This is a genomic window from Candidatus Enterococcus willemsii (assembly GCF_009933335.1).
Classification (GTDB): domain Bacteria; phylum Bacillota; class Bacilli; order Lactobacillales; family Enterococcaceae; genus Enterococcus_F; species Enterococcus_F willemsii.
The window spans coordinates 26140-46125 of the sequence record NZ_MAEL01000044.1 but is presented as its reverse complement, the minus strand read 5'-3'; the positions used below and the strand labels follow the sequence as shown (position 1 = coordinate 46125).

Here is a 19986-nt window from a genome sequence, read left to right as displayed (position 1 = left end):
ATCTTATTTCCAAAAGCAGACAAACTCAGTAAACTAAAGATAGATATTAAAGAGGAGGATGCCTTATGAAGAAATCAATTTTATATGTAGGAACGACGGCCTTAACTTTGTTATTTGCTGGATGCGCAGCAGAAAATCCCGTTAGTCCAGGTGATTCAACGCCAACAAATACGACCGAAACAACTGCCACAACCGAAACACAGCAAAGTAGCACAGGTGAGCAAACGACAGGAACATTTGATGTATCCGTAGCAGATGCTATTCAAGTCTATCAAGACACGTATCCAAATTCAGATATTACAAGTATTGAATTGGATTCATCGCTAGGGAATTACTATTACAAAGTTGAAGGTGTCGACGATGATAATGAATACGAAGTAAGCATTGATGCCAACTCAAAAGAAGTCAAAGAGCAAAAAGATGAAAAATTAGATGCTGATGAACAAAAAGGCGTCAAACGTCAAGAAGATAAATTGGATATTAGCGATTTATTACCATTAGATGAAATTACCAAAATTGCGACAGCTGAAGCGAAGGGTCAAGCCGAAGATTGGGATTTAGATAAAGAAATGGGCACGACGTATTGGGATGTACAAGTCAAAGATGGACGTAAAGAAACCAATGTCAAAATCGATGCTAAAACGGGTGAAGTGCTTGAAGTTGAATTAGACGATTAATAGAAACATTCTGTCTTCATTTGGAGACAGAATGTTTTTTTGCTTTCCTTCCACTTTAAAAACAGGTAAAATGAGAACAATTAATAAGAAAGTAGGGAGATTGAGTGAAACCTAATTTAGGCTATTATGTCCAAAAAATTAATGATATCGTGAAAGATACCGAAGCAATCGGTGAAGAAATGCATCCTTGTTATGAGGAAATTCGTCAAGCGATTGATAAGGAAGAAACAGCTGCAATTACCGATGAACGACGAGAAGAAATTTGTAAAATTTTCCAAGAAGGAACAACCCAATATGAAGCGATGCTAGAAACAGTTCGCAGTTTACGTCCACCAGCACGTGTGATGGGCATCCATAAAAAATTTGAACGTGCCTATGTAGACTATGTTGCAGGTTGTCAAGAAATGATTGGAAGTGTCACAAATGGAATTGATGTCACAGCATTTGATGCTGCTGAACAAAAACAAGACCAAGCGACAGAAGAAATTTCATTTGCGATTCAACGCATGACAAGTATGCTCTTAAAAAGATAATAATGATAAAAACAAAGGGAAAAACAAGAAATATTTAATAAAACTATTAGGTTATTTTTATGACAAAAAATGGCTCAGGCTATATACTTATCTCATAACCAACAATAACCTTTTTATTTTTCATTTTACTCCTTAGTAGAGTAATTACTCCTTTTTCCGTCAGACCTAACCAATCTGGCGGTTTTTTTGTGGCTAAAAGAGGTATACATTCTTATTGGTTTGTGGTACAGTATTCAGAAAAAATAATTTTCAACTACATAAGGTGTCTGATTTAGGGGGATTTTTTATGGGATTAGTGGTCTTAATTGGCGCACAAGCAGTCGGAAAAATGACTGTCGGCAAAGAATTAGAAAAACAAATAAATGGGAAGCTTTTATACAATCATCAAACAATTGATTTATTTGCAAATTTTTTAGACTATGGTTCGGAAACATTTCGCTTGTCTGACTTGGTACGTAAAGAATTGTTTCAAGCATTTGTTCGGAATAAAGCAGAAAATACGACAGACACAATTATTTTTACCGTGCTAATTGATTTTGATAGTCCAGCAGATCAACAGTTTTTACAAGATATTTCTGCCATTTTCTTAGAAGCTGGGGAAGAAGTCTTTTTAGCAGAGTTGGTTACTGACTTACAGACGAGAATGTCACGAAATATCTGTGAATCACGTTTGGCAGCAAAACCTTCAAAACGCAATATCGAACATTCACAACAAGAGTTACTATTAACGGCAGCAGAATCACGGTTGATGTCTAAGCCTGGTGAATTAGAAAAATTAGTACCAAATGCAACGGTGATGGTGATTGACAATACCAACTTGTCACCAGTAGAAACCGCTGAACAAATCAAGCAAATGTTTCAGTGATAGATAATTGTGAAATTGCACAAAACATGTTAAGCTATAGTCAATAAAAAAACGAAGTGAGGGATCATCTATTGAAAAACTAAGCCAATTTGTTGAAGCTACATTAAGACTTTTCTTTTCTATGGGGAAGTGTGTAGATTTTCAGGATTGGTGGTTTTTCGATAGAGGGTCTTTTTGTGTACTCTTCTTTCAACACTTGTCCTGAAAATAGGGAAGTGTTTTTTTGCTTTTAAAGCATAGGAGGAAAAACATGACAACTATCGAAATAAAAAATATGACGTTTGGATTTGATACACAGGCAACTTTGTTGTTCGATCATACGAACTTAACGTTACAATCGGAATGGAAATTAGGATTAATTGGTCGGAATGGACGGGGAAAAACGACCTTATTACGCTTGTTGATGGGAGAATATCCGTATAGTGGTAAAATTGAACATCAATTGCATTTTACGTATTTTCCCCAAACGGTATTAGATAAAACACAATTAACTTATTATGTGTTACAAGAATTATCTGATTTTGAACAATGGAAAATTGAACGAGAGTTGAATCTATTGGCAGTTGATGCCGATATTTTGTGGCGTCCGTTTGATAGTTTATCTGGCGGTGAGCAGACGAAAGTATTATTAGCATTGCTATTTGTGGATGATGTGAATTATCCATTGATTGATGAACCAACTAATCATTTAGATGTAACTGCTCGTAAGCAAGTAGCGGACTATTTAAAAGGGAAGAAGCAAGGCTTCGTTGTTGTCAGCCATGACCGCAGTTTTGTCGATGAAGTAGTGGATCATGTCTTGTCTATTGAAAAAAGCCAGCTAGTCCTTTACCAAGGGAATTTTTCTGTATATGAAGAACAAAAAGGTCTGCGTGATGCGTATGAGCAAGAACAAAATACCAAACTCAAACGAGAAATTGGTCGCTTGAAACAAACCGCTGCCGAAAAAGCCGAGTGGTCGCGAGGAAGAGAACGCGACAAATTAGGCTCTCCCAATAAAAAAGGGAGTGGTGCTATTTACGATACAGGTGCAATCGGTGCTCGAGCTGCACGAACGATGAAACGTTCGAAAGCGATTGTAAAGCGGATGGAAGATCAAGCAAGTGCTAAAGAACAACTACTAAAAGATATTGAATATGTCGATTCATTAAGTATCAATTATCAGCCAACACATCGTAAGCAATTACTATCTGTTAAAAATTTACAATTGCGGTATGATGATAAAGCGTTGTTTGCGCCAATTTCATTTGCGATTCAACAAGGCGAGCGCATCGCAATTCAAGGTCCCAACGGTTCTGGAAAGTCTTCCATTATTCAGTATTTATTAGGAACATTTACTGGTGAAGCAAGTGGGGAAGTTATTCAACCTCAAGGAGTGTCGATTAGTTATGTCCGTCAGAACTATGAGGACAATCGTGGAACGTTGCAAGAATTTGCTGAAGCAAACCAGTTATCGTATCAAGAGTTATTGAATAATTTACGTAAATTAGGGGTAGAACGCAAAGTGTTTCATAATCGGATTGAGGATATGAGTATGGGACAACGTAAGCGTGTAGAGTTAGCCAAATCGCTAGCAACGCCTGCTGAATTATTTATTTGGGATGAACCGCTAAATTATTTGGACGTCTTTAATCATCAACAATTAGAGGAAATGATTCAATCAGTAAAACCAACCATGTTGATCGTAGAACATGATGCTACTTTCTTACGTAAGGTTGCAACAGAAGTGATTACACTTACTGAAAATCTATAAAATAAAGCCCCTTAACGCTGTCGTTAGGGGGCTTTATGGTGTGTATCTAGTTTTCTACATTACGCACATAATCGTCAAAGTACTGCACTAAATCGGTCTTTAATTGCTGATAGTCAGCTTCGGTGTATTCTTTTTCTTCCAATTTAATTTGGAGAAAAGGGACATTTAGTTCTTCTTTCAAGCGATCAAGTACATCTATTGCATTCATGTGTTTCCCTCGTTTCTTTTTTAAAACAAATTGAACGAAGAGTTGACTTGTTCGTAAGCGGCACTCATTTCTGTCAGACGTTTGTGTAATGACTTTAAATCATCGTTGGTATGGAAGAGTACTTGCTTTAGTTCAAAATAAAAAGCATCAAAAGCATTAACGAAGGCTTCGATTTCTTTTGTTTGCAATTCTTTAAACGTATCACAACGGACATATGCTTTTTCGGCAATCGCATATGCTTCTGCGGTTGTTAAAATAGCCAACGATTCATTGTAACGGCGACTAGAGACAAGTTCATAAGCAGATTGACATTTATTGTAAATATTTGAAAAGTCTTTGACAATTAATTCCACTGGGGTTTTGGAAAACATAACAATCCTCCTGTAGCGTGAAGACGAGGCTTCAGCTGTAGTTTTTATTTTTCAAATAAGACACAAACACACTCTGGTGCGTAGATATCTTTTTTGATTAAGCTCAATGTACCATTCTCAGCATCACGACGATACAATGTAAGATTGTCTGTATTTTGGTTAGCACAAACAACAAATTGTTCCGTTGGATCTAAGGCAAAGTCACGAGGGTGATCACCCTCTGTTGAAATGTGTTGAACAAAAGTTAAACTTGAACCATCTTCGCTAACAGCAAAGACTGCAAGAGAATTGTGTCCACGGTTTGATAAATAGATAAATTTCGCATCACTAGAAATACGAATCGCTGCACCACCGTTAAATCCTTCGAAGTCTTCTGGTAAAGTAGATAAAACTTGTTTTTGTTCGAAAGTACCAGTTGCACTATCATAAGCTAAAACAAGAACAGTACTAGCTAATTCACCAAATAGGTAAGCGAATTTTTCGTTTGGATTGAATACTAAATGACGGGGACCAGTTCCAGCCGGTGCGACAAAAGTTGCGACTTCTGTTAATTTGCCTTCGTCTGATACATCGTACGTGTAGACACGATCTGTTCCTAAGTCACAAACAACAAGACGTCCGTCTGGTGTTAAATCAGTATAATGAACATGTGGTACGTTTTGATTTTCATGTGGACCAACAGGTTCGTCATGGTAAACAGCATCGGTTGCTTCTAAAGAACCGTCTGCTAAGATTTTATAAACATTGACTTCCCCTTTATGATAGTTTGCACCATAAACCAATTGGCGTGCTTCATCAACTGCTACATAACACAAGGGAGCGCCTTCTTCTGTAACCGCATTTAAAAATTGGAACTTCGCGTCATATGCACTAGCGCCACCTTTGCCATCTACTTCAGTCACAGAATAAACCGCACCTTTTTTGCTACGTGCCAGATACGTAGGACTGTTTTCTTCAGTAAGTAATTCTAAATCAACTAAATCTTCTTTCTCTGTATCTAATACTAAAGAATAAATGCCTTTACTTTCACGACGAGTATAGGTACCTAATAACATTTTTTCTAACATTTTGTTCCCTCCTAAAATAGATTATATTTATTTTACCACACAACTTAAAAAAGAAGAATGTGTTATAATTTATTTATCCGAATGAAAGAAGGGAGTTCTGTAGATGCGCCAAAGTAAAATATTAGAAATTGGGCCGCATGCTATCGACAAAAAAGAAAATATTTTAATCTTTTTTGGTGAGCATGTGACAGATGGCTTACGCCCATATTCTGTGATTCAAGAAATGTCATCAGAAGATGTTGAACTAGCCGTAGGAGATAAAATCCTCTTTGGAGAGCAAGAGTATCGAATTACGTATGTCGGAAATTATGCAAATAAAAATTTACAAGCGATTCAACATATCTCTTTTGTCTTTTCTGATGTACCAACAGATAAGTTGTCGAGCACAGTCTATCTCACACCCACAGAAATGCCAGAAATTACTGAAGGAATGACGATTACGTACAAAGGGTAGGTGAACCAATTATATGGAGAAAAAAAGTAAGCAACCACTTTCTTGGTTTTGGAAATGGTTTTTAAACAATCAAGTGGTATCAGCATTACTGATTGTATTGCTCATTTTATTAATTATTAACTTATTTACCAAAGTATCTTATTTATTTACGCCTGTTTGGCAATTTTTAGCTGTTGTTGGCTTGCCAATTATTTTAGCAGGTATTTTGTATTACTTAATGAATCCAGTGGTTGATTTTTTAGAAAAGAAAGGCGTCAAGCGTCTATATAGTATTATCGGCTTGTTTGTTCTAGTGATTGGCTTGATTGCTTGGGGAATTGTAGTGATTATTCCGAAAATTCAAGAACAGACATTGAGTTTTGTTGATAATTTTCCAGGCTATGTAAAAGTTGTGGAAGAGACGACGAACAATTTGTTGTCTGACCCTATGTTTAGTCAAGTGCAAGAACAATTGGCAACGTCAGGTGAAAAATTAATGGCTTCGATTACGGAGGTTATCCAAAATCTATCAAAAACAACATTTCAAAATTTAGGAAACTTTTTTGGAGCAGTAGCTTCAGTTGTTGTCGCTTTAATTACAATGCCATTCATTCTTTTTTATTTGTTGAAGGATGGTAAGAAATTAGGACCTTATGTGGTAGGTTTTTTACCAACAAAAATGCGTAAACCAACGATGAAAGTGTTGTCTGAAGTCAATGATCAAGTGTCTTCTTATATTCGTGGTCAGCTAACGGTTGCGTTTGCTGTGGCAGTTATGTTTATGATTGGCTTTTCAATTATTGGCTTGGATTATGCGATTACCTTAGGGATTGTGGCAGGTGCATTGAATTTAATTCCTTATTTAGGTTCGTTCTTGGCGATGGTTCCAGCTGTATTTTTGGGGATTGTGGGCGGACCAGTCTTGTTATTAAAAATATTGATTGTTTTTGTTATTGAGCAGACGATTGAAGGACGCGTAATTTCGCCATTAGTACTAGGCAGTCAATTATCGATTCACCCTGTAACCATTTTATTGGTTCTGTTAACTTCAGGAAAAATTTATGGTTTAGCTGGAGTAATTTTAGGAATCCCGGCTTATGCAGCGATTAAAGTGGTCATTTCAAACATCTTTACTTGGTATCAAAGTGTGTCAAAACTTTATGAAGAACCCAAACCAGCGGTTGAAAATAAAGAAACATGAAAGAAGGCTTCCTCTATTTCTGAGGAAGCCTTCTTTATTAGAATGTCAAGCTAATTTCTTCCGCTTTGGCGATGCCTTCAGCGATAATTTCATCTGTTCGTTCAGGTTGATGATCGGCACCTTCAATAAATACTTGCTGTACATCAGTCACACCGACAAAATTTAAAATACCTTTCACATATTGTGAGGCGAAATCTTGTCCTTCATAAGCACCACCACTCGCTTGAATGTGCAATGCTTTTTTACCGGTTGTTAACGGGACAGGGCCTCTTTCAGTATATTTAAAGGTTTTTCCAGCGACGTTAATCGTATCAAACCATGCTTTTAAGCGCGTCGGAATGTTTAAGTTCCATAAACCATTGGCAATAACCAGTTTATCAACGGTTAAAAATTGTTCGGTCGACGCATTAAAACGAGTGATTTTTCGTTGTTGCTCTGAGGACAAATCTGCCATTGATTTACCAGCTTTTAATGCTTGCCAACCAGTCATAATATCATGGTCAATTTCAGGAAAATCTTCATGATACAAGTCCAAAGTAATAATGTCATCTTCCGGGTGACTTTTTTGGTAACTATCTAAAAAAGCATACAATACTTTCATTGATTTGGATGCTTCATTCGTTAGTGGGTGTGCTTTGACTGCTAATAATGTAGCCATAGAATCGCTCCTTCATTCATTAGAATAGTATAAAATATAAAATGCTTCACAAAGTCAGTATACAAGAAGCGATAAGGTTTTCAAAGATAGGAAGTAAATTTATTTGAAAAAATTTACCTTGGATTTACAAAAGTAACGGAATCGTTAGTCGATTTCGTTCGAAACTTTACATTCAGATGCTAAGCTAAGGGTACTAAAAGATAATAAGAGGTGACTGAAAATGAAACGTTACGAGAGTGCAATGATAGCAGAACCTTATCGATATAGTCCAGCTATTACATGGCAAAATGATTGTCAAATTATTATGGACTATATCCGAAATCGCTTATTAAATTTAGTCGGAGTCTCTGAAACAAACTACTGTAGTGTGTTAGTCCAAGACAGTCGTCAGTTTTGTTTAGCAAGCTTTCTCACTTCTATAGAAGGAAAATTATTAATCTGTGAAGAACAGGACGATTGTAGAATTGCTCATTTAGTAAAAGAGCAAGCGATGCCTCATTGTAGCTACTCATTTCATGACATTCCCGAAGTAACTGAAATCGAGCAAGTATTAAGAGCGGATGCGACTATCTCAGCATTCGTTATGAATTATACCGAAGATACGGCAGCAATGTTACCTAGGATGCTAGAAATCGCACAACTTGTAAAAGACCATCAGTTAACATTTATTTTAGAAACAAGTGTGAATTTAGAAGAAATCTATCTTCCAATGGCAGATTTAGGTGTGGATTTGTTAGTATCTAGCGAGGTCAAGGAAACGACTATGCTTCCTGAGGTTGGGTTTATGATATGTAAACAGAGTATGTTGGCTTCTATATATATAGAAAAATAGAAAAAAAGTTGCTCCACTTTCCATGAGAAAGGGAACAACTTTTTTTAGGCTGCTTCTTTACGGAATGCTTTCATTCCACCAATCACGTGCATTGCGTCAAATCCATGATTGTTTAAAAATTGAGCAATAATATCTGAACGACGACCAGAATGACTGATAACATAGTATGTCGTTTCTTTATCTAATTCATTTAAACGGTTAGGTAAGCTTGTAGTAGGCATCGAAATTGATCCTGACAAGTGTCCTTCATTAAAGGCCGTGTTGTCACGGATATCCAAAATAGCAACAGGTTGATTGGCTAGTAACATCTGAAAATCTTGTACATTAATTGAATTCATATAAGAAATCCTCTTTTCTTCTTGGATGTGATTGATTTTAGGCGGTTTTGATGTGATTTGCAATGTATATGCATGTAGATGAAAAAATAATGAAACAAATCTTAATTATTTTCAGAAAAACTAAAAAATTTAGGCGTGGTATACTAAGAAAAAAAGGAGGAATCAGCATGAATCGCATTAATTTAGTTTGTCTAGGAGTACAGGATTTACAAGCATCACTGGCTTTTTATCAGCAACTTGGTTTTCAAACGACTGCACGAGCGGACGCGCCCATTGTCTTTTTTAATAATCAAGGTAGTAAATTAGAATTATTTCCCATTGAACAGCTTGCTAAAGATATTAATGAAACCAATCCACCGACAATCAGCCGTTCACACTTTTCTGGAATAACGCTTGCTTGTAATTTGAAATCACAAGCAGAAGTGGATCAAATGATGACATTGGTCCGCAAAGCTGGTGGACATATTGCCAAAGAACCACAACCAACCGATTGGGGTGGTTATAGTGGTTATTTCCAAGATTTAGACGGTTATTATTGGGAAGTTGCTTATGGTGGGGATTGGCAGTTTGATGAACAAGAGATGTTAATCATTGATTAATAAATAGTTTCAACTGGTTTTCATTTCTTTTGGATAAATCGAGAGAGAAACCTTGATTTTTTCGCTAGAATCAAGTAAAGTGTTACTGTGCATCAAGCACTGCCTGTCACTTGGTTTAACGAATCACCAACGTTTTACTCAGTTGCAGGGAAATAATCGAAAGAGGTGGAAAACATGGCAATTTCTAAAGAACGTAAAAACGAAATCATTAACCAATTTGCTCGTCATGAAGGAGATACTGGTTCTCCAGAAGTACAAATCGCTGTATTAACTGAAGAAATCAATACTTTGAATGCTCACATCCGTGAACACAAAAAAGATCACCATTCATACCGTGGTTTAATGAAAAAAGTTGGTCACCGTCGTAACTTGTTAGCTTACCTACGTAACAAAGACGTAGCACGCTACCGCGAATTGATCAAAGCTTTAGGATTACGTCGTTAATCAGACAAAAGAGAAGTGAGGTTCAACCGAATCTCACTTTTTTGCTGTGAAACACTGCGACTCAGCGACCATCGGGAGCTGAGAGCAGATGTTGAACAGTACTAGGCGACCACCGGGAGCGTAGTTACCTTCGTAAGAAACACAGTGATTCAACGACCGTAAGGAATTAAGAGCATAGTCATCAAAACCCATAGAGGACTGATTGAAAGTATCATCTGACACCCAGGGATGAAGCGGGTGAACAGTGTTGGCAATTAGGTGGATTTCCAACCGAAAAAACAAAACAAAAAACAAAGACTGTGATTGTTGGCTTGGCTTACTACTAACCAAATGAAAGCACTGAAATTATTCAATGCCTTCATTTGTTTAGTAGCAGCCTTGACTCACAGTGGAAAAGGAGAACTTTATGACAAAGCAAGTATTTAAAACAACTTGGGGCGGACGTCCATTAGAAATCGAAGTCGGACAACTTGCCAAACAAGCAAATGGTGCTGTTCTAGTACGTTATGGAGATACCGTTGTCTTGAGTGCAGCTGTAGCCTCTAAAGAAGCAAAAGACACAGATTTCTTCCCGTTAACAATTAATTATGAAGAAAAAATGTATGCAGTAGGGAAAATTCCAGGAGGATTTATCAAGCGTGAAGGACGTCCAAGTACAGACGCAACGTTAACAGCACGTTTAATCGACCGTCCAATCCGTCCAATGTTTGCAGAAGGCTTCCGTAACGAAGTCCAAGTAACAAACATCGTGATGAGTGTGGAACAAGATTGCTCACCATCAATGGCAGCAATGCTAGGATCATCATTAGCACTATCCATTTCAGATATTCCTTTTGACGGACCAATTGCAGGTGTAGATGTTGGTCGTGTTAACGGCGAATACATCTTGAACCCAACAGTTGACCAAGCAGAAGCAACAGATATCGAATTAACCGTTGCTGGTACAAAAGATGCGATTAACATGGTTGAATCTGGTGCCAAAGAAGTATCAGAAGCAGACATGTTAGGTGCATTATTATTCGGGCATGAAGCAATTAAAGAATTAGTTGCTTTCCAAGAAGAAATTGTTGCAGCAGTCGGCAAAGAAAAAATGGAAGTTAAATTATTGCAAGTCTCTGCAGATTTGAAAAAAGACATTTTTGATGCTTACTACCAAACAATGAAAACAGCAGTCTTAACAGAAGAAAAATTAGCTCGTGAAGATGAAATTGAAAAAGTAAAAGAAATCGTTAAAGAAGTGTACGCAGAAAAAGCTGCTGAATTAGAAGCAGAAGAAGCCGCACAATTAACCAAAGAAGTGAAACAAATCGCTGAAGATCTTGAAAAAGATGTGGTTCGCGAATTGATTACAATTGATAAAATCCGTCCTGATGGCCGTAAATTGGATGAAATTCGTTCATTGGCATCAGAAGTTGGTTTATTACCTCGCGTGCATGGTTCAGGATTATTTACTCGTGGCCAAACACAAGCGTTATCAGCGTGTACCTTAGCTCCTTTAGGCGAACACCAAATTATTGACGGACTAGGTGTGGAAGAATCAAAACGTTTCATCCATCACTACAATTTCCCTCAATTTTCTGTAGGTTCAACAGGTCGTGCCGGTTCTCCGGGTCGTCGTGAAATTGGACATGGTGCCTTAGGTGAGCGTGCGTTGGCACAAGTCATTCCAAATGAAGAAACATTCCCTTACACAATCCGTTTAGTTGCTGAAGTGTTAGAATCGAACGGTTCATCTTCTCAAGCAAGTATTTGTGCAGGAACATTATCCTTAATGGATGCAGGTGTGCCAATTAAAGCACCAGTTGCTGGTATTGCAATGGGACTTGTATCTGATGGTGAAAACTATACAATCTTAACAGACATTCAAGGTCTAGAAGACCACTTAGGCGACATGGACTTTAAAGTTGCTGGAACAAAAGACGGAATTACAGCTCTACAAATGGATATTAAAATCCAAGGTATCACGGAACAAATTTTACGTGAAGCCTTAGACCAAGCGAAACAAGCGCGTATGGAAATTCTTGATGAATTAACATCTACGATTGCTGAACCTCGCGAAGAGTTAAGTGAATACGCACCGAAAATTGAAATGATTAAAATTGAACCAGCTAAAATCAAAGATGTTATCGGTAAAGGTGGCGACACCATTAACGGTATTATTGAAGAAACTGGCGTGAAAATTGATATCGATCAAGACGGTAACGTATCAATCGCTTCTGCTGATGCAGACATGATCAAAAAAGCAATTAAGATTATTGAAGATTTAACAAAAGAAATCAAAGTTGGCGAAGTTTACTTAGGTAAAGTTGTCCGCATTGAAAAATTTGGTTGCTTCGTAAACTTAATCAAAGGAAAAGATGGCTTAGTCCACATTTCTCAATTAGCAAACGAACGCGTCAACAAAGTAGAAGACGTTGTGAAATTAGGCGATGAAATCTTAGTGAAAGTCACAGAAATCGACAAACAAGGTCGTGTGAACCTTTCAAGAAAAGCCTTATTAACAGAAGAAACAAAAGAAGAAAAATAAATAGCTGAAAGTTAGGGTAGAATGTTACCCTAACTTTTTTAACATATTTGGAGGAACAGAAATGAAACAAAACTGGAAACTAAAACTCATGAAATTCATGAAAGGACGATACGGACATCTTGATGCGTTAGGTAAGTTACTTCTCGTGACAGCAATCATTTTGCTATTCCTTCCACTAAAATTCCTTAGTTGGATTGCGTATATTTTGATTATTGTCGCTTATTATCGTTTCTTTTCTAAACGTATCTACGTTCGTTCAAATGAAAATCAAAAATATTTGGCGCTTCGCAACAAAGTATTGGCTCGTTTTAGAAACAAAAAAGAAGCTTTTACCAATCGCAAAGAGTACGTTTATTTTCGTTGTCCCGAATGCAAACAGCAAATTCGTGCTCCCCGAGGCCGAGGAAAAATCAAAGTACGTTGTACAAAGTGTCACCACCAATTTGTCAAAAAGGTGTAGAAGGAAAGTGCTTACTAATGATAAAGATAGAGCAACCAAGTACTGAATGAGATGTTTTTGTGTGAAGAATGTAAGGGATTAAGAGAGTACAGCTCTCGTAAGAAAGCGCAGCTGTGTTTTTATTTCTAAAATAGTCGGCAAAGTAGGTTTTTTAAAGGGAAATGTGCTAATAAGAAAAAGTGTGTGGAGTGGAGTAAATGGATAAAAATAAAATAGGCGTGTTAGCAGGACTGTCTTCTTATATCTGGTGGGGATTATTAAGTATTTTTTGGCATTTTTTAAGTGAAGTGCCTGCTTTTGATATGTTAGCATATCGAATGGTTTGGTCCTTAGTTACCATGCTGGTTATTTTGAGTGTACAAAAAAGTTGGGGGGGATTTTTCCAGCTTACCAAAATGTTGGTCCATTCAGGAAAAATTATTTGGATTGGTTTATGCGCAATTTTTATTTCGATTAATTGGTTAGTATACATTTACATGGTTACTCATCAGCAAGCTATGCTAGCGAGTTTAGGCTATTATATTTTGCCTTTATTTAATGTCATGATTGCGTTAGTCTTTTTGAAAGAAAAGCTTCTTCGGGAACAATGGTTAGCGGTAGGTTTAGCAACTACTGGGGTAATTATTTTGACTATTCAAACTGGCGCATTACCATTAAATACGCTATTGATGGCAGGTTCATTTGGTATGTATGGTTTGATTAAACGAAAAGTTCCTTTACCGGCTACAATCTCCTTAACATTAGAAACAATGTTTGTTTTTCCGTTCGCAGTACTTTACCTTCTGTTTTTTACAAACCACTCATTGGCGGAATATAGCATACAAACGAATATGTTCCTTCTGTGTAGCGGGATTGTTACAGCCGTACCCTTAATTCTTTTTGCGTTAGCAGCAAAGTATGCTGATTTTATTACATTGAGCTTTATTCAGTACATTAATCCAACGATTCAATTATTGATTGCAGTCAGTATTTTTCATGAACCTTTCTCAATGAGCAATGTGCTTGTTTTTGCCTTTATTTGGGCGGGAATTGCCGTGTATGCTTTCGGAAATGTGGTACGAAAAAGAAAAAAATTGTATGAATAGGAAAACAGCAGGCATGTTCAACTGAGCATCCTGCTGTTTTTTTAGTCACGAATAATGGTGCAACGCATAATGATTTCTCCATTTTTCGGATCTGTCTCATGCGTATTTTCAAAACCAAAAGATTCATAAAAAGGAAAGGCTTTTTCATTTTCTTGATGCACACTTAGATAAATGGTTTGGACTTGTTTGTAATGGTCTTTGAGATAATTTAAGACAACTCGAAAAAGCGCATGTCCGTAACCTTGATGTTGATGAGTTTCGTCAATCATAAAGCGATCTAGCCAAATTGAGCGCTCTACGATGTTTTCCGCACCAATCATCGAAAAGCCAACCATTTGATGGTTCACATATAAGCCAATCGGTGTCCAGCGCAAATCAGTGTCGTAAGCTGCTTCTAATAAAGAATCACGATTGTCTTCGATTAAATTTTCTTGGTGAGGAGCAACACGTAACTGTGCAGCAGTTCGCCAATTTTCTTTGGAAATAGGTTTTAATTGGTACCTCATGTAAAATCACTCCTTCTATCATTACTAGATGAAAACTGTATCTGTTCCTATAGTATAACAAACTTGAAATAATTCTAAAGTAAAACGTATTCATTTATGAGGAAAACGCTTTTTTCAGTTTCAGTATTTGAACTTCATTCTCAATTAGTCTACAATGAATAAGAATAAATAAAGAATTTGGAGGGAATGCAATGTCAGTTTTAGAAATCAAAAATTTGCATGTTTCAATTGAAGATAAACAAATCTTAAAAGGTGTAAACCTTACTTTGAATACTGGAGAAATCCATGCCATCATGGGACCAAACGGAACTGGTAAATCAACGTTATCAGCAGCCATTATGGGAAATCCAAACTATGAAGTAACCGAAGGAGAAATTCTTTTTGACGGTGAAAATGTATTAGAAATGGAAGTAGATGAGCGTGCACGCTTAGGTCTATTCTTAGCGATGCAATACCCAAGTGAAATCCCAGGAATTACAAATGCTGAATTTATGCGTGCAGCAATCAATGCGAAACGTGACGAAGACGATAAAATTTCTGTGATGGAATTTATCAAAAAATTAGATGCCAAAATGGATTTATTGAACATGCCGGAAGAAATGGCAGAGCGCTATTTGAATGAAGGTTTCTCAGGTGGAGAGAAAAAACGTAATGAAATTTTACAATTATTAATGTTGGAACCAACATTTGCTATTTTAGATGAAATCGATTCTGGTTTGGATATTGATGCGTTGAAAGTTGTTGCGAAAGGAATCAATGAAATGCGTGGCGAAGGTTTTGGTGCATTAATCATTACCCATTACCAACGTCTATTGAATTACATTACACCTGATGTCGTGCATATCATGATGGAAGGTCGTGTCGTAATGACTGGTGACGCTGATTTAGCACGTCGCTTAGAAGCAGAAGGATACGCAGGAATTAGTAAGGAATTAGGTATCGACTACAAAGAAGAAGAAGCGTAAGGAGGTCAAGATATATGAAAAATCAATTGAAAGATTATCTTGACGCAGTGAACGTTTTTTCAGCGCTAAAGGAAGAACCTGCTTGGATGCTTGAATTGCGTCAAGCTGCGTTAAACAAAGTGGATGAATTACCATTTCCACGAATTGAACGCGTTCGTTATGAACGTTGGCCATTATTTAACATTAGCGATGCTGTGTTAAATGGGGACACACAAACAGAAGGAACCATTCCTTCATTTGATGAAATGAAAGATAACCCAGTGCTTGTCCAACAAGATAGTACGACAGTCTTTGAACAATTGCCACAAGAGCTAGTTGATAAAGGGGTTATTTTTACAGATTTATTTACAGCAATGCAAGAGCATTCTGATTTAGTGCAAGAATACTATATGACAAAAGCAGTGCCAATGGCAGAAGACAAGATGACTGCGGCACATGCAGCATTTATGAACAGCGGAATGTTCTTATATGTACCAAAAAATGTGGTGATTGACGAACCGATTGAAGCAATTTTCAATCATAATGGCAATGCATCCGATCATTTCTACAAACATGTATTAATTGTAGCTGGCGAACACAGCGAATTCAGTTATTTAGAACGTTTCATTACAAAAGGTGACGAAGCTGAGAAATTATCTGGGAATATCGTCGTTGAAGTCATTGCGAAAACTGGCGCTAAAGTGAAATATTCAGCGATTGACCAATTAGGTGTGAACTTGTCGACTTATATGAATCGTCGTGGTTATATTCTACGTGATGCGTCTGTTGATTGGGCGCTAGGCGTGATGAATGACGGCAATATTATTGCTGATTTTGATTCAGATTTAGTTGGTGAAGGTTCTCATGCCGAAGTCAAAGCTGTCGCAATCAGTGCAGGACGCCAAACCCAAGCGATTGATACACGTGTGACTAATAAAGCGCCACATTCAATCGGACATATTCTACAACATGGGGTCATTCGTGAACGTGGGACGTTAACATTTAACGGTATCGGACATATCCTAAAAGGAGCAAAAGGTGCCGATGCGCAACAAGAAAGTCGCGTATTAATGCTTTCTGATAAAGCACGTGGTGATGCGAATCCAATTTTATTAATTGATGAAAATGAAGTCACTGCTGGTCATGCTGCCAGTGTTGGTCGCGTTGATCCAGAAGAAATGTATTATTTGATGAGTCGTGGCTTGCGTAAAGAAGAGGCGGAACGTTTGGTTATTCGCGGTTTCTTAGGATCTGTCTTAACGGCTATTCCAGTCAAAGCAGTGCAACAAGAATTAGTGGATGTTATTGAAGGGAAGTTGAACGCATGATCAATGCCCAAAACCTTCGTAACGAATTTCCCATTTTGAATCAAATTGTCAATGATGAACCACTTGTTTATCTTGATAATGCTGCAACGACACAAAAGCCAGAAGCTGTTTTACAAGCCTTGACGGATTATTATCATCAAAATAATGCCAATGTCCATCGAGGGGTGCATACGCTAGCGGAACGTGCAACGCATGATTATGAAGCGGCACGTGAGAAAGTTCGTCGTTTTATTCATGCCAATGAGACGGCAGAAGTGTTATTTACTCGTGGCACAACCACAGGATTAAATTGGGTTTCAAGAAGTTTTGGGGATGCATTTGTTCAAGAAGGCGATGAAATCGTCATTTCCTATATGGAACATCATTCCAATATTATTCCGTGGCAACAATTAGCCGCTCGCAAAAAAGCAACGCTAAAATATATTGCCCTAACACCAGATGGTTTTCTAGATATGGATGATGCCAAACGTCAAATTACTGATAAAACAGCGATTGTTTCGGTAACCCATGCATCTAATGTCTTAGGAGTGATTAATCCGATTCAAGAATTAGCTGCGATTGCTCATGCCCATCAGGCAGTTATGGTCGTTGACGGCGCCCAAGCTGTTCCGCATATGCCTGTTGATGTACAAGCCTTAGATGCAGACTTTTATGCCTTTAGTGGTCACAAAATGTGTGGGCCAACCGGCATGGGTATTTTATACGGCAAGCGTAAATGGTTGGAACAAATGGAACCAGTGGAATTCGGTGGCGAAATGATTGATTTTGTCCATCTTTATGAAAGTACATGGAAAGAATTGCCATGGAAATTCGAAGCAGGCACACCGAATATTGCGGATGCGATTGCGTTAGGTGCAGCTGTCGATTATTTAGAAAACATTGGGATGCAAGCTATTCATGATTATGAAGCAAGTTTAGTAGCATACGTCTTGCCGAAACTGCAAGCAATTGAGGGACTAACCGTTTATGGTCCCCAAAATCCAGCCGATCATACCGGTGTGATTGCCTTTAATTTAGATGGGATTCATCCGCATGATGTTGCAACAGCACTCGATATGGAAGGTGTAGCAGTACGAGCAGGTCACCACTGTGCACAACCACTGTTAAACTATTTAGACGTACCGGCAACGGCACGCGCAAGTTTTTACCTTTACAATACAAAAGAAGATGCGGATCGACTCGTCGACGCAATCAAAGCGACAAAGGAGTTTTTCAGAAATGGCACTATCTAAATTAGATAATTTATACCGTCAAGTGATTTTGGATCACTCCAGTCATCCACATCATCACGGTAGTTTAGAAAAATCTAGCCAACGAATCGAGTTAAACAACCCGACGTGTGGTGATGTCATTCATTTAGAATTAGATACTGAAAATGGCGTGATTAACGACATTGCTTTTTCCGGACACGGTTGTTCAATCAGTACAGCCAGTGCTTCAATGATGACCGAAGCGGTTATCGGAAAAACAGTGGAAGAAGCACAAGCGTTATCCGAGAGTTTTTCACAACTCGTTCAAGGAAATGACATCAAAGAATTAGATGAATTAGGAGATGCAGCGATGCTTGGCGGTGTCGCAAAATTTCCTGCACGTATTAAGTGCGCAACGTTAGCTTGGAAAGCACTAGAAAAAGCCATGAATAATCCTGAAACAGGGATTGGCGAAAGTGGTTTTATGAAGCATGAAGAAGACAAGGAGTGAGAAAACATGGGAGTACCTGAATTAGAAGAATATAAATATGGGTTTCACGATGATGTGGAACCAGTCTTTAGTACCGGAGAAGGACTGACAGAAGAAATCGTCCGTGAAATCTCACGTGTCAAAGGTGAACCAGATTGGATGTTAGAATTCCGTTTGAAATCTTTGGAAGCCTTCCATAAAATGCCAATGCAAAAATGGGGTCCAGATTTATCTGACATTGATTTCGATGCGATTAAATATTATCAAAAACCAAGTGATAAACCTGCTCGTGATTGGGATGACGTACCAGAAAAAATCAAAGAAACCTTTGAACGTATCGGAATTCCGGAAGCAGAACGTGCTTACTTAGCCGGAGCTTCTGCACAGTATGAATCAGAAGTGGTTTACCACAACATGAAAGAAGAATTTGAAAAATTAGGGATTATCTTTACAGATACTGACTCCGCCTTAAAAGAGTACCCAGAAATTTTCAAACAATACTTCTCTAAATTAGTTCCACCAACCGACAACAAATTAGCTGCCTTAAACTCAGCCGTTTGGTCAGGTGGTACCTTTATCTATGTACCAAAAGGCGTGCGTGTCGATGTCCCATTGCAAACATACTTCCGTATCAATGCTGAAAATACTGGACAATTTGAACGTACATTAATCGTAGTTGACGAAGGCGCAAGCGTGCATTATGTTGAAGGATGTACCGCACCAAACTATTCAAGCAATAGTTTGCATGCCGCAATCGTCGAAATCTTTACCTTGAAAGATGCGTATTGCCGTTATACAACCATCCAAAACTGGTCAGATAACGTCTACAACCTTGTAACAAAACGCGCCAAAGCAATGGAAGGTGCAACCGTTGAATGGATTGATGGAAACCTAGGTGCCAGAACGACAATGAAATACCCAAGTGTCTACCTTGAAGGCGAAGGCGCACGTGGTACAATGCTATCAATTGCATTTGCTGGTGCAAATCAAATCCAAGATACCGGTGCTAAAATGATTCACAACGCACCAAACACATCAAGTTCGATTGTTTCCAAATCAATCGCCAAAGACGGCGGCGAAGTAAACTATCGTGGACAAGTCACATTCGGCAAGAAGAGTAAAGGCTCTATTTCGCATATCGAGTGCGACACTATCATTATGGATGACCAATCAAAATCTGATACAATCCCATTCAATGAAATCCACAACAGCCAAGTCGCATTAGAACACGAAGCCAAAGTATCAAAAATCTCAGAAGAACAATTATACTACCTAATGAGCCGCGGCCTATCAGAAGTCGAAGCCACAGAAATGATTGTCATGGGATTTGTTGAACCATTTACTAAAGAACTTCCAATGGAGTATGCAGTTGAGTTAAATCGATTGATAGCTTATGAGATGGAAGGGTCAGTGGGATAACTTTTTAATAATAGCTAGACACCTTGATGTATAGGGTTTCTAGCTATTTTATTTTGTC

General features: G+C 37.9%; 23 protein-coding genes. 17 read left to right on the top strand and 6 right to left on the bottom strand.

What is annotated here, in order from left to right; all coding sequences use genetic code 11:
- The first annotated feature begins 65 nt into the window (after positions 1–65).
- The 4 genes from BAU17_RS08630 (at position 66) to BAU17_RS08615 (ending at position 3828) form a co-directional block, all read left to right on the top strand.
- Positions 66–677, top strand: coding sequence for a PepSY domain-containing protein (locus BAU17_RS08630; protein WP_161902412.1), 612 nt, complete (start codon positions 66–68; stop codon positions 675–677).
- 104 nt (positions 678–781) lie between these two features.
- Positions 782–1210: a hypothetical protein gene (locus BAU17_RS08625; protein ID WP_161902411.1), complete on the top strand. Its 429-nt coding sequence runs from the start codon at positions 782–784 to the stop codon at positions 1208–1210.
- A 286-nt stretch (positions 1211–1496) separates the two neighbouring features.
- Positions 1497–2075 (top strand): DEAD/DEAH box helicase family protein, encoded by a 579-nt coding sequence (locus BAU17_RS08620; RefSeq protein ID WP_161902410.1) that lies wholly within the window; start codon positions 1497–1499, stop codon positions 2073–2075.
- 250 nt (positions 2076–2325) lie between these two features.
- Positions 2326–3828 (top strand): Lsa family ABC-F type ribosomal protection protein, encoded by a 1503-nt coding sequence (locus BAU17_RS08615; RefSeq protein ID WP_161902409.1) that lies wholly within the window; start codon positions 2326–2328, stop codon positions 3826–3828.
- 46 nt (positions 3829–3874) lie between these two features.
- On the opposite strand, the gene BAU17_RS14120 is transcribed toward BAU17_RS08615, so the two are convergent.
- Genes BAU17_RS14120 through BAU17_RS08605 form a run of 3 tightly spaced genes read right to left on the bottom strand, consistent with a single transcriptional unit; the run spans position 3875 to position 5474 of the window.
- Positions 3875–4036, bottom strand: coding sequence for a hypothetical protein (locus BAU17_RS14120; protein ID WP_202622304.1), 162 nt, complete (start codon positions 4034–4036; stop codon positions 3875–3877).
- A gap of 20 nt (positions 4037–4056) precedes the next feature.
- Positions 4057–4407: a hypothetical protein gene (locus BAU17_RS08610; protein WP_161902408.1), complete on the bottom strand. Its 351-nt coding sequence runs from the start codon at positions 4405–4407 to the stop codon at positions 4057–4059.
- 44 nt (positions 4408–4451) lie between these two features.
- Positions 4452–5474 carry a lactonase family protein gene (locus BAU17_RS08605; protein WP_161902407.1) on the bottom strand — a complete coding sequence of 341 codons (1023 nt, stop codon included), beginning with the start codon at positions 5472–5474 and terminating at the stop codon, positions 4452–4454.
- A 103-nt stretch (positions 5475–5577) separates the two neighbouring features.
- Here BAU17_RS08605 and BAU17_RS08600 point away from each other — a divergent pair, with 103 nt between their 5' ends.
- Positions 5578–5928 carry a PTS glucitol/sorbitol transporter subunit IIA gene (locus tag BAU17_RS08600; protein ID WP_161902406.1) on the top strand — a complete coding sequence of 117 codons (351 nt, stop codon included), beginning with the start codon at positions 5578–5580 and terminating at the stop codon, positions 5926–5928.
- 13 nt (positions 5929–5941) lie between these two features.
- Positions 5942–7108, top strand: coding sequence for an AI-2E family transporter (locus tag BAU17_RS08595; protein ID WP_161902405.1), 1167 nt, complete (start codon positions 5942–5944; stop codon positions 7106–7108).
- Between the two features lie 37 nt (positions 7109–7145).
- Here the strand turns inward: BAU17_RS08595 and BAU17_RS08590 are convergent, their stop codons facing one another.
- Entirely contained in the window at positions 7146–7766 is a 621-nt protein-coding gene (locus BAU17_RS08590; protein ID WP_161902404.1) for an NAD(P)H-dependent oxidoreductase, read from the bottom strand.
- Positions 7767–7986: 220 nt separating this feature from the next.
- Between BAU17_RS08590 and BAU17_RS08585 the strand changes: the two genes are divergently transcribed.
- Positions 7987–8598 (top strand): hypothetical protein, encoded by a 612-nt coding sequence (locus BAU17_RS08585; protein ID WP_161902403.1) that lies wholly within the window; start codon positions 7987–7989, stop codon positions 8596–8598.
- Positions 8599–8642: 44 nt separating this feature from the next.
- Here BAU17_RS08585 and BAU17_RS08580 read toward each other — a convergent pair whose 3' ends face one another.
- Positions 8643–8936, bottom strand: coding sequence for a rhodanese-like domain-containing protein (locus BAU17_RS08580; RefSeq protein ID WP_161902402.1), 294 nt, complete (start codon positions 8934–8936; stop codon positions 8643–8645).
- A gap of 167 nt (positions 8937–9103) precedes the next feature.
- Between BAU17_RS08580 and BAU17_RS08575 the strand changes: the two genes are divergently transcribed.
- The 5 genes from BAU17_RS08575 to rarD all read left to right on the top strand — a co-directional run bounded on the left by BAU17_RS08575 (position 9104) and on the right by rarD (position 14051).
- A complete protein-coding gene (locus BAU17_RS08575; protein ID WP_161902401.1) occupies positions 9104–9535 on the top strand; it encodes a VOC family protein in 432 nt (143 codons plus the stop codon).
- Between the two features lie 174 nt (positions 9536–9709).
- Positions 9710–9979 (top strand): 30S ribosomal protein S15, encoded by a 270-nt coding sequence (rpsO, locus tag BAU17_RS08570; RefSeq protein ID WP_161902400.1) that lies wholly within the window; start codon positions 9710–9712, stop codon positions 9977–9979.
- A 406-nt stretch (positions 9980–10385) separates the two neighbouring features.
- Positions 10386–12506 carry a polyribonucleotide nucleotidyltransferase gene (gene pnp, locus BAU17_RS08565; protein ID WP_161902399.1) on the top strand — a complete coding sequence of 707 codons (2121 nt, stop codon included), beginning with the start codon at positions 10386–10388 and terminating at the stop codon, positions 12504–12506.
- Positions 12507–12567: 61 nt separating this feature from the next.
- Positions 12568–12966, top strand: coding sequence for a zinc ribbon domain-containing protein (locus BAU17_RS08560; RefSeq protein WP_161902398.1), 399 nt, complete (start codon positions 12568–12570; stop codon positions 12964–12966).
- 197 nt (positions 12967–13163) lie between these two features.
- On the top strand, positions 13164–14051 hold the full coding sequence (rarD, locus tag BAU17_RS08555) for an EamA family transporter RarD (RefSeq protein WP_161902397.1): 888 nt from the start codon (positions 13164–13166) through the stop codon (positions 14049–14051).
- Positions 14052–14092: 41 nt separating this feature from the next.
- Here the strand turns inward: rarD and BAU17_RS08550 are convergent, their stop codons facing one another.
- Positions 14093–14557: a GNAT family N-acetyltransferase gene (locus BAU17_RS08550; RefSeq protein WP_161902396.1), complete on the bottom strand. Its 465-nt coding sequence runs from the start codon at positions 14555–14557 to the stop codon at positions 14093–14095.
- 191 nt (positions 14558–14748) lie between these two features.
- Here BAU17_RS08550 and sufC point away from each other — a divergent pair, with 191 nt between their 5' ends.
- Genes sufC through sufB form a run of 5 tightly spaced genes read left to right on the top strand, consistent with a single transcriptional unit; the run spans position 14749 to position 19928 of the window.
- Positions 14749–15522: a Fe-S cluster assembly ATPase SufC gene (gene sufC, locus BAU17_RS08545; RefSeq protein ID WP_161902395.1), complete on the top strand. Its 774-nt coding sequence runs from the start codon at positions 14749–14751 to the stop codon at positions 15520–15522.
- A gap of 14 nt (positions 15523–15536) precedes the next feature.
- Positions 15537–16829 (top strand): Fe-S cluster assembly protein SufD, encoded by a 1293-nt coding sequence (gene sufD, locus BAU17_RS08540; protein ID WP_161902394.1) that lies wholly within the window; start codon positions 15537–15539, stop codon positions 16827–16829.
- A complete protein-coding gene (locus tag BAU17_RS08535) occupies positions 16826–18061 on the top strand; it encodes a cysteine desulfurase (RefSeq protein ID WP_161902393.1) in 1236 nt (411 codons plus the stop codon). Before sufD ends, BAU17_RS08535 begins: the two co-directional genes overlap by 4 nt.
- Positions 18048–18530 (top strand): Fe-S cluster assembly sulfur transfer protein SufU, encoded by a 483-nt coding sequence (gene sufU, locus BAU17_RS08530; RefSeq protein WP_161902392.1) that lies wholly within the window; start codon positions 18048–18050, stop codon positions 18528–18530. Before BAU17_RS08535 ends, sufU begins: the two co-directional genes overlap by 14 nt.
- Before the next feature lie 6 nt (positions 18531–18536).
- Positions 18537–19928, top strand: a complete 1392-nt coding sequence (gene sufB / locus BAU17_RS08525) for a Fe-S cluster assembly protein SufB (RefSeq protein WP_161902391.1) — start codon at positions 18537–18539, stop codon at positions 19926–19928.
- The last annotated feature ends 58 nt before the right edge of the window (positions 19929–19986 follow it).

Bases quoted from the DNA above. Each gene is read 5' to 3' on its own strand.
- BAU17_RS08630 (WP_161902412.1), top strand. From the start codon at position 66: ATGAAGAAATCAATTTTATATGTAGGAACGACGGCCTTAACTTTGTTA.
- BAU17_RS08620 (WP_161902410.1), top strand. From the start codon at position 1,497: ATGGGATTAGTGGTCTTAATTGGCGCACAAGCAGTCGGAAAAATGACT.
- BAU17_RS08615 (WP_161902409.1), top strand. From the start codon at position 2,326: ATGACAACTATCGAAATAAAAAATATGACGTTTGGATTTGATACACAG.
- BAU17_RS14120 (WP_202622304.1), bottom strand. From the start codon at position 4,036: ATGAATGCAATAGATGTACTTGATCGCTTGAAAGAAGAACTAAATGTC.
- BAU17_RS08610 (WP_161902408.1), bottom strand. From the start codon at position 4,407: ATGTTTTCCAAAACCCCAGTGGAATTAATTGTCAAAGACTTTTCAAAT.
- BAU17_RS08605 (WP_161902407.1), bottom strand. From the start codon at position 5,474: ATGTTAGAAAAAATGTTATTAGGTACCTATACTCGTCGTGAAAGTAAA.
- BAU17_RS08600 (WP_161902406.1), top strand. From the start codon at position 5,578: ATGCGCCAAAGTAAAATATTAGAAATTGGGCCGCATGCTATCGACAAA.
- BAU17_RS08595 (WP_161902405.1), top strand. From the start codon at position 5,942: ATGGAGAAAAAAAGTAAGCAACCACTTTCTTGGTTTTGGAAATGGTTT.
- BAU17_RS08590 (WP_161902404.1), bottom strand. From the start codon at position 7,766: ATGGCTACATTATTAGCAGTCAAAGCACACCCACTAACGAATGAAGCA.
- BAU17_RS08585 (WP_161902403.1), top strand. From the start codon at position 7,987: ATGAAACGTTACGAGAGTGCAATGATAGCAGAACCTTATCGATATAGT.
- BAU17_RS08580 (WP_161902402.1), bottom strand. From the start codon at position 8,936: ATGAATTCAATTAATGTACAAGATTTTCAGATGTTACTAGCCAATCAA.
- BAU17_RS08575 (WP_161902401.1), top strand. From the start codon at position 9,104: ATGAATCGCATTAATTTAGTTTGTCTAGGAGTACAGGATTTACAAGCA.
- rpsO (WP_161902400.1), top strand. From the start codon at position 9,710: ATGGCAATTTCTAAAGAACGTAAAAACGAAATCATTAACCAATTTGCT.
- pnp (WP_161902399.1), top strand. From the start codon at position 10,386: ATGACAAAGCAAGTATTTAAAACAACTTGGGGCGGACGTCCATTAGAA.
- BAU17_RS08560 (WP_161902398.1), top strand. From the start codon at position 12,568: ATGAAACAAAACTGGAAACTAAAACTCATGAAATTCATGAAAGGACGA.
- rarD (WP_161902397.1), top strand. From the start codon at position 13,164: ATGGATAAAAATAAAATAGGCGTGTTAGCAGGACTGTCTTCTTATATC.
- BAU17_RS08550 (WP_161902396.1), bottom strand. From the start codon at position 14,557: ATGAGGTACCAATTAAAACCTATTTCCAAAGAAAATTGGCGAACTGCT.
- sufC (WP_161902395.1), top strand. From the start codon at position 14,749: ATGTCAGTTTTAGAAATCAAAAATTTGCATGTTTCAATTGAAGATAAA.
- sufD (WP_161902394.1), top strand. From the start codon at position 15,537: ATGAAAAATCAATTGAAAGATTATCTTGACGCAGTGAACGTTTTTTCA.
- BAU17_RS08535 (WP_161902393.1), top strand. From the start codon at position 16,826: ATGATCAATGCCCAAAACCTTCGTAACGAATTTCCCATTTTGAATCAA.
- sufU (WP_161902392.1), top strand. From the start codon at position 18,048: ATGGCACTATCTAAATTAGATAATTTATACCGTCAAGTGATTTTGGAT.
- sufB (WP_161902391.1), top strand. From the start codon at position 18,537: ATGGGAGTACCTGAATTAGAAGAATATAAATATGGGTTTCACGATGAT.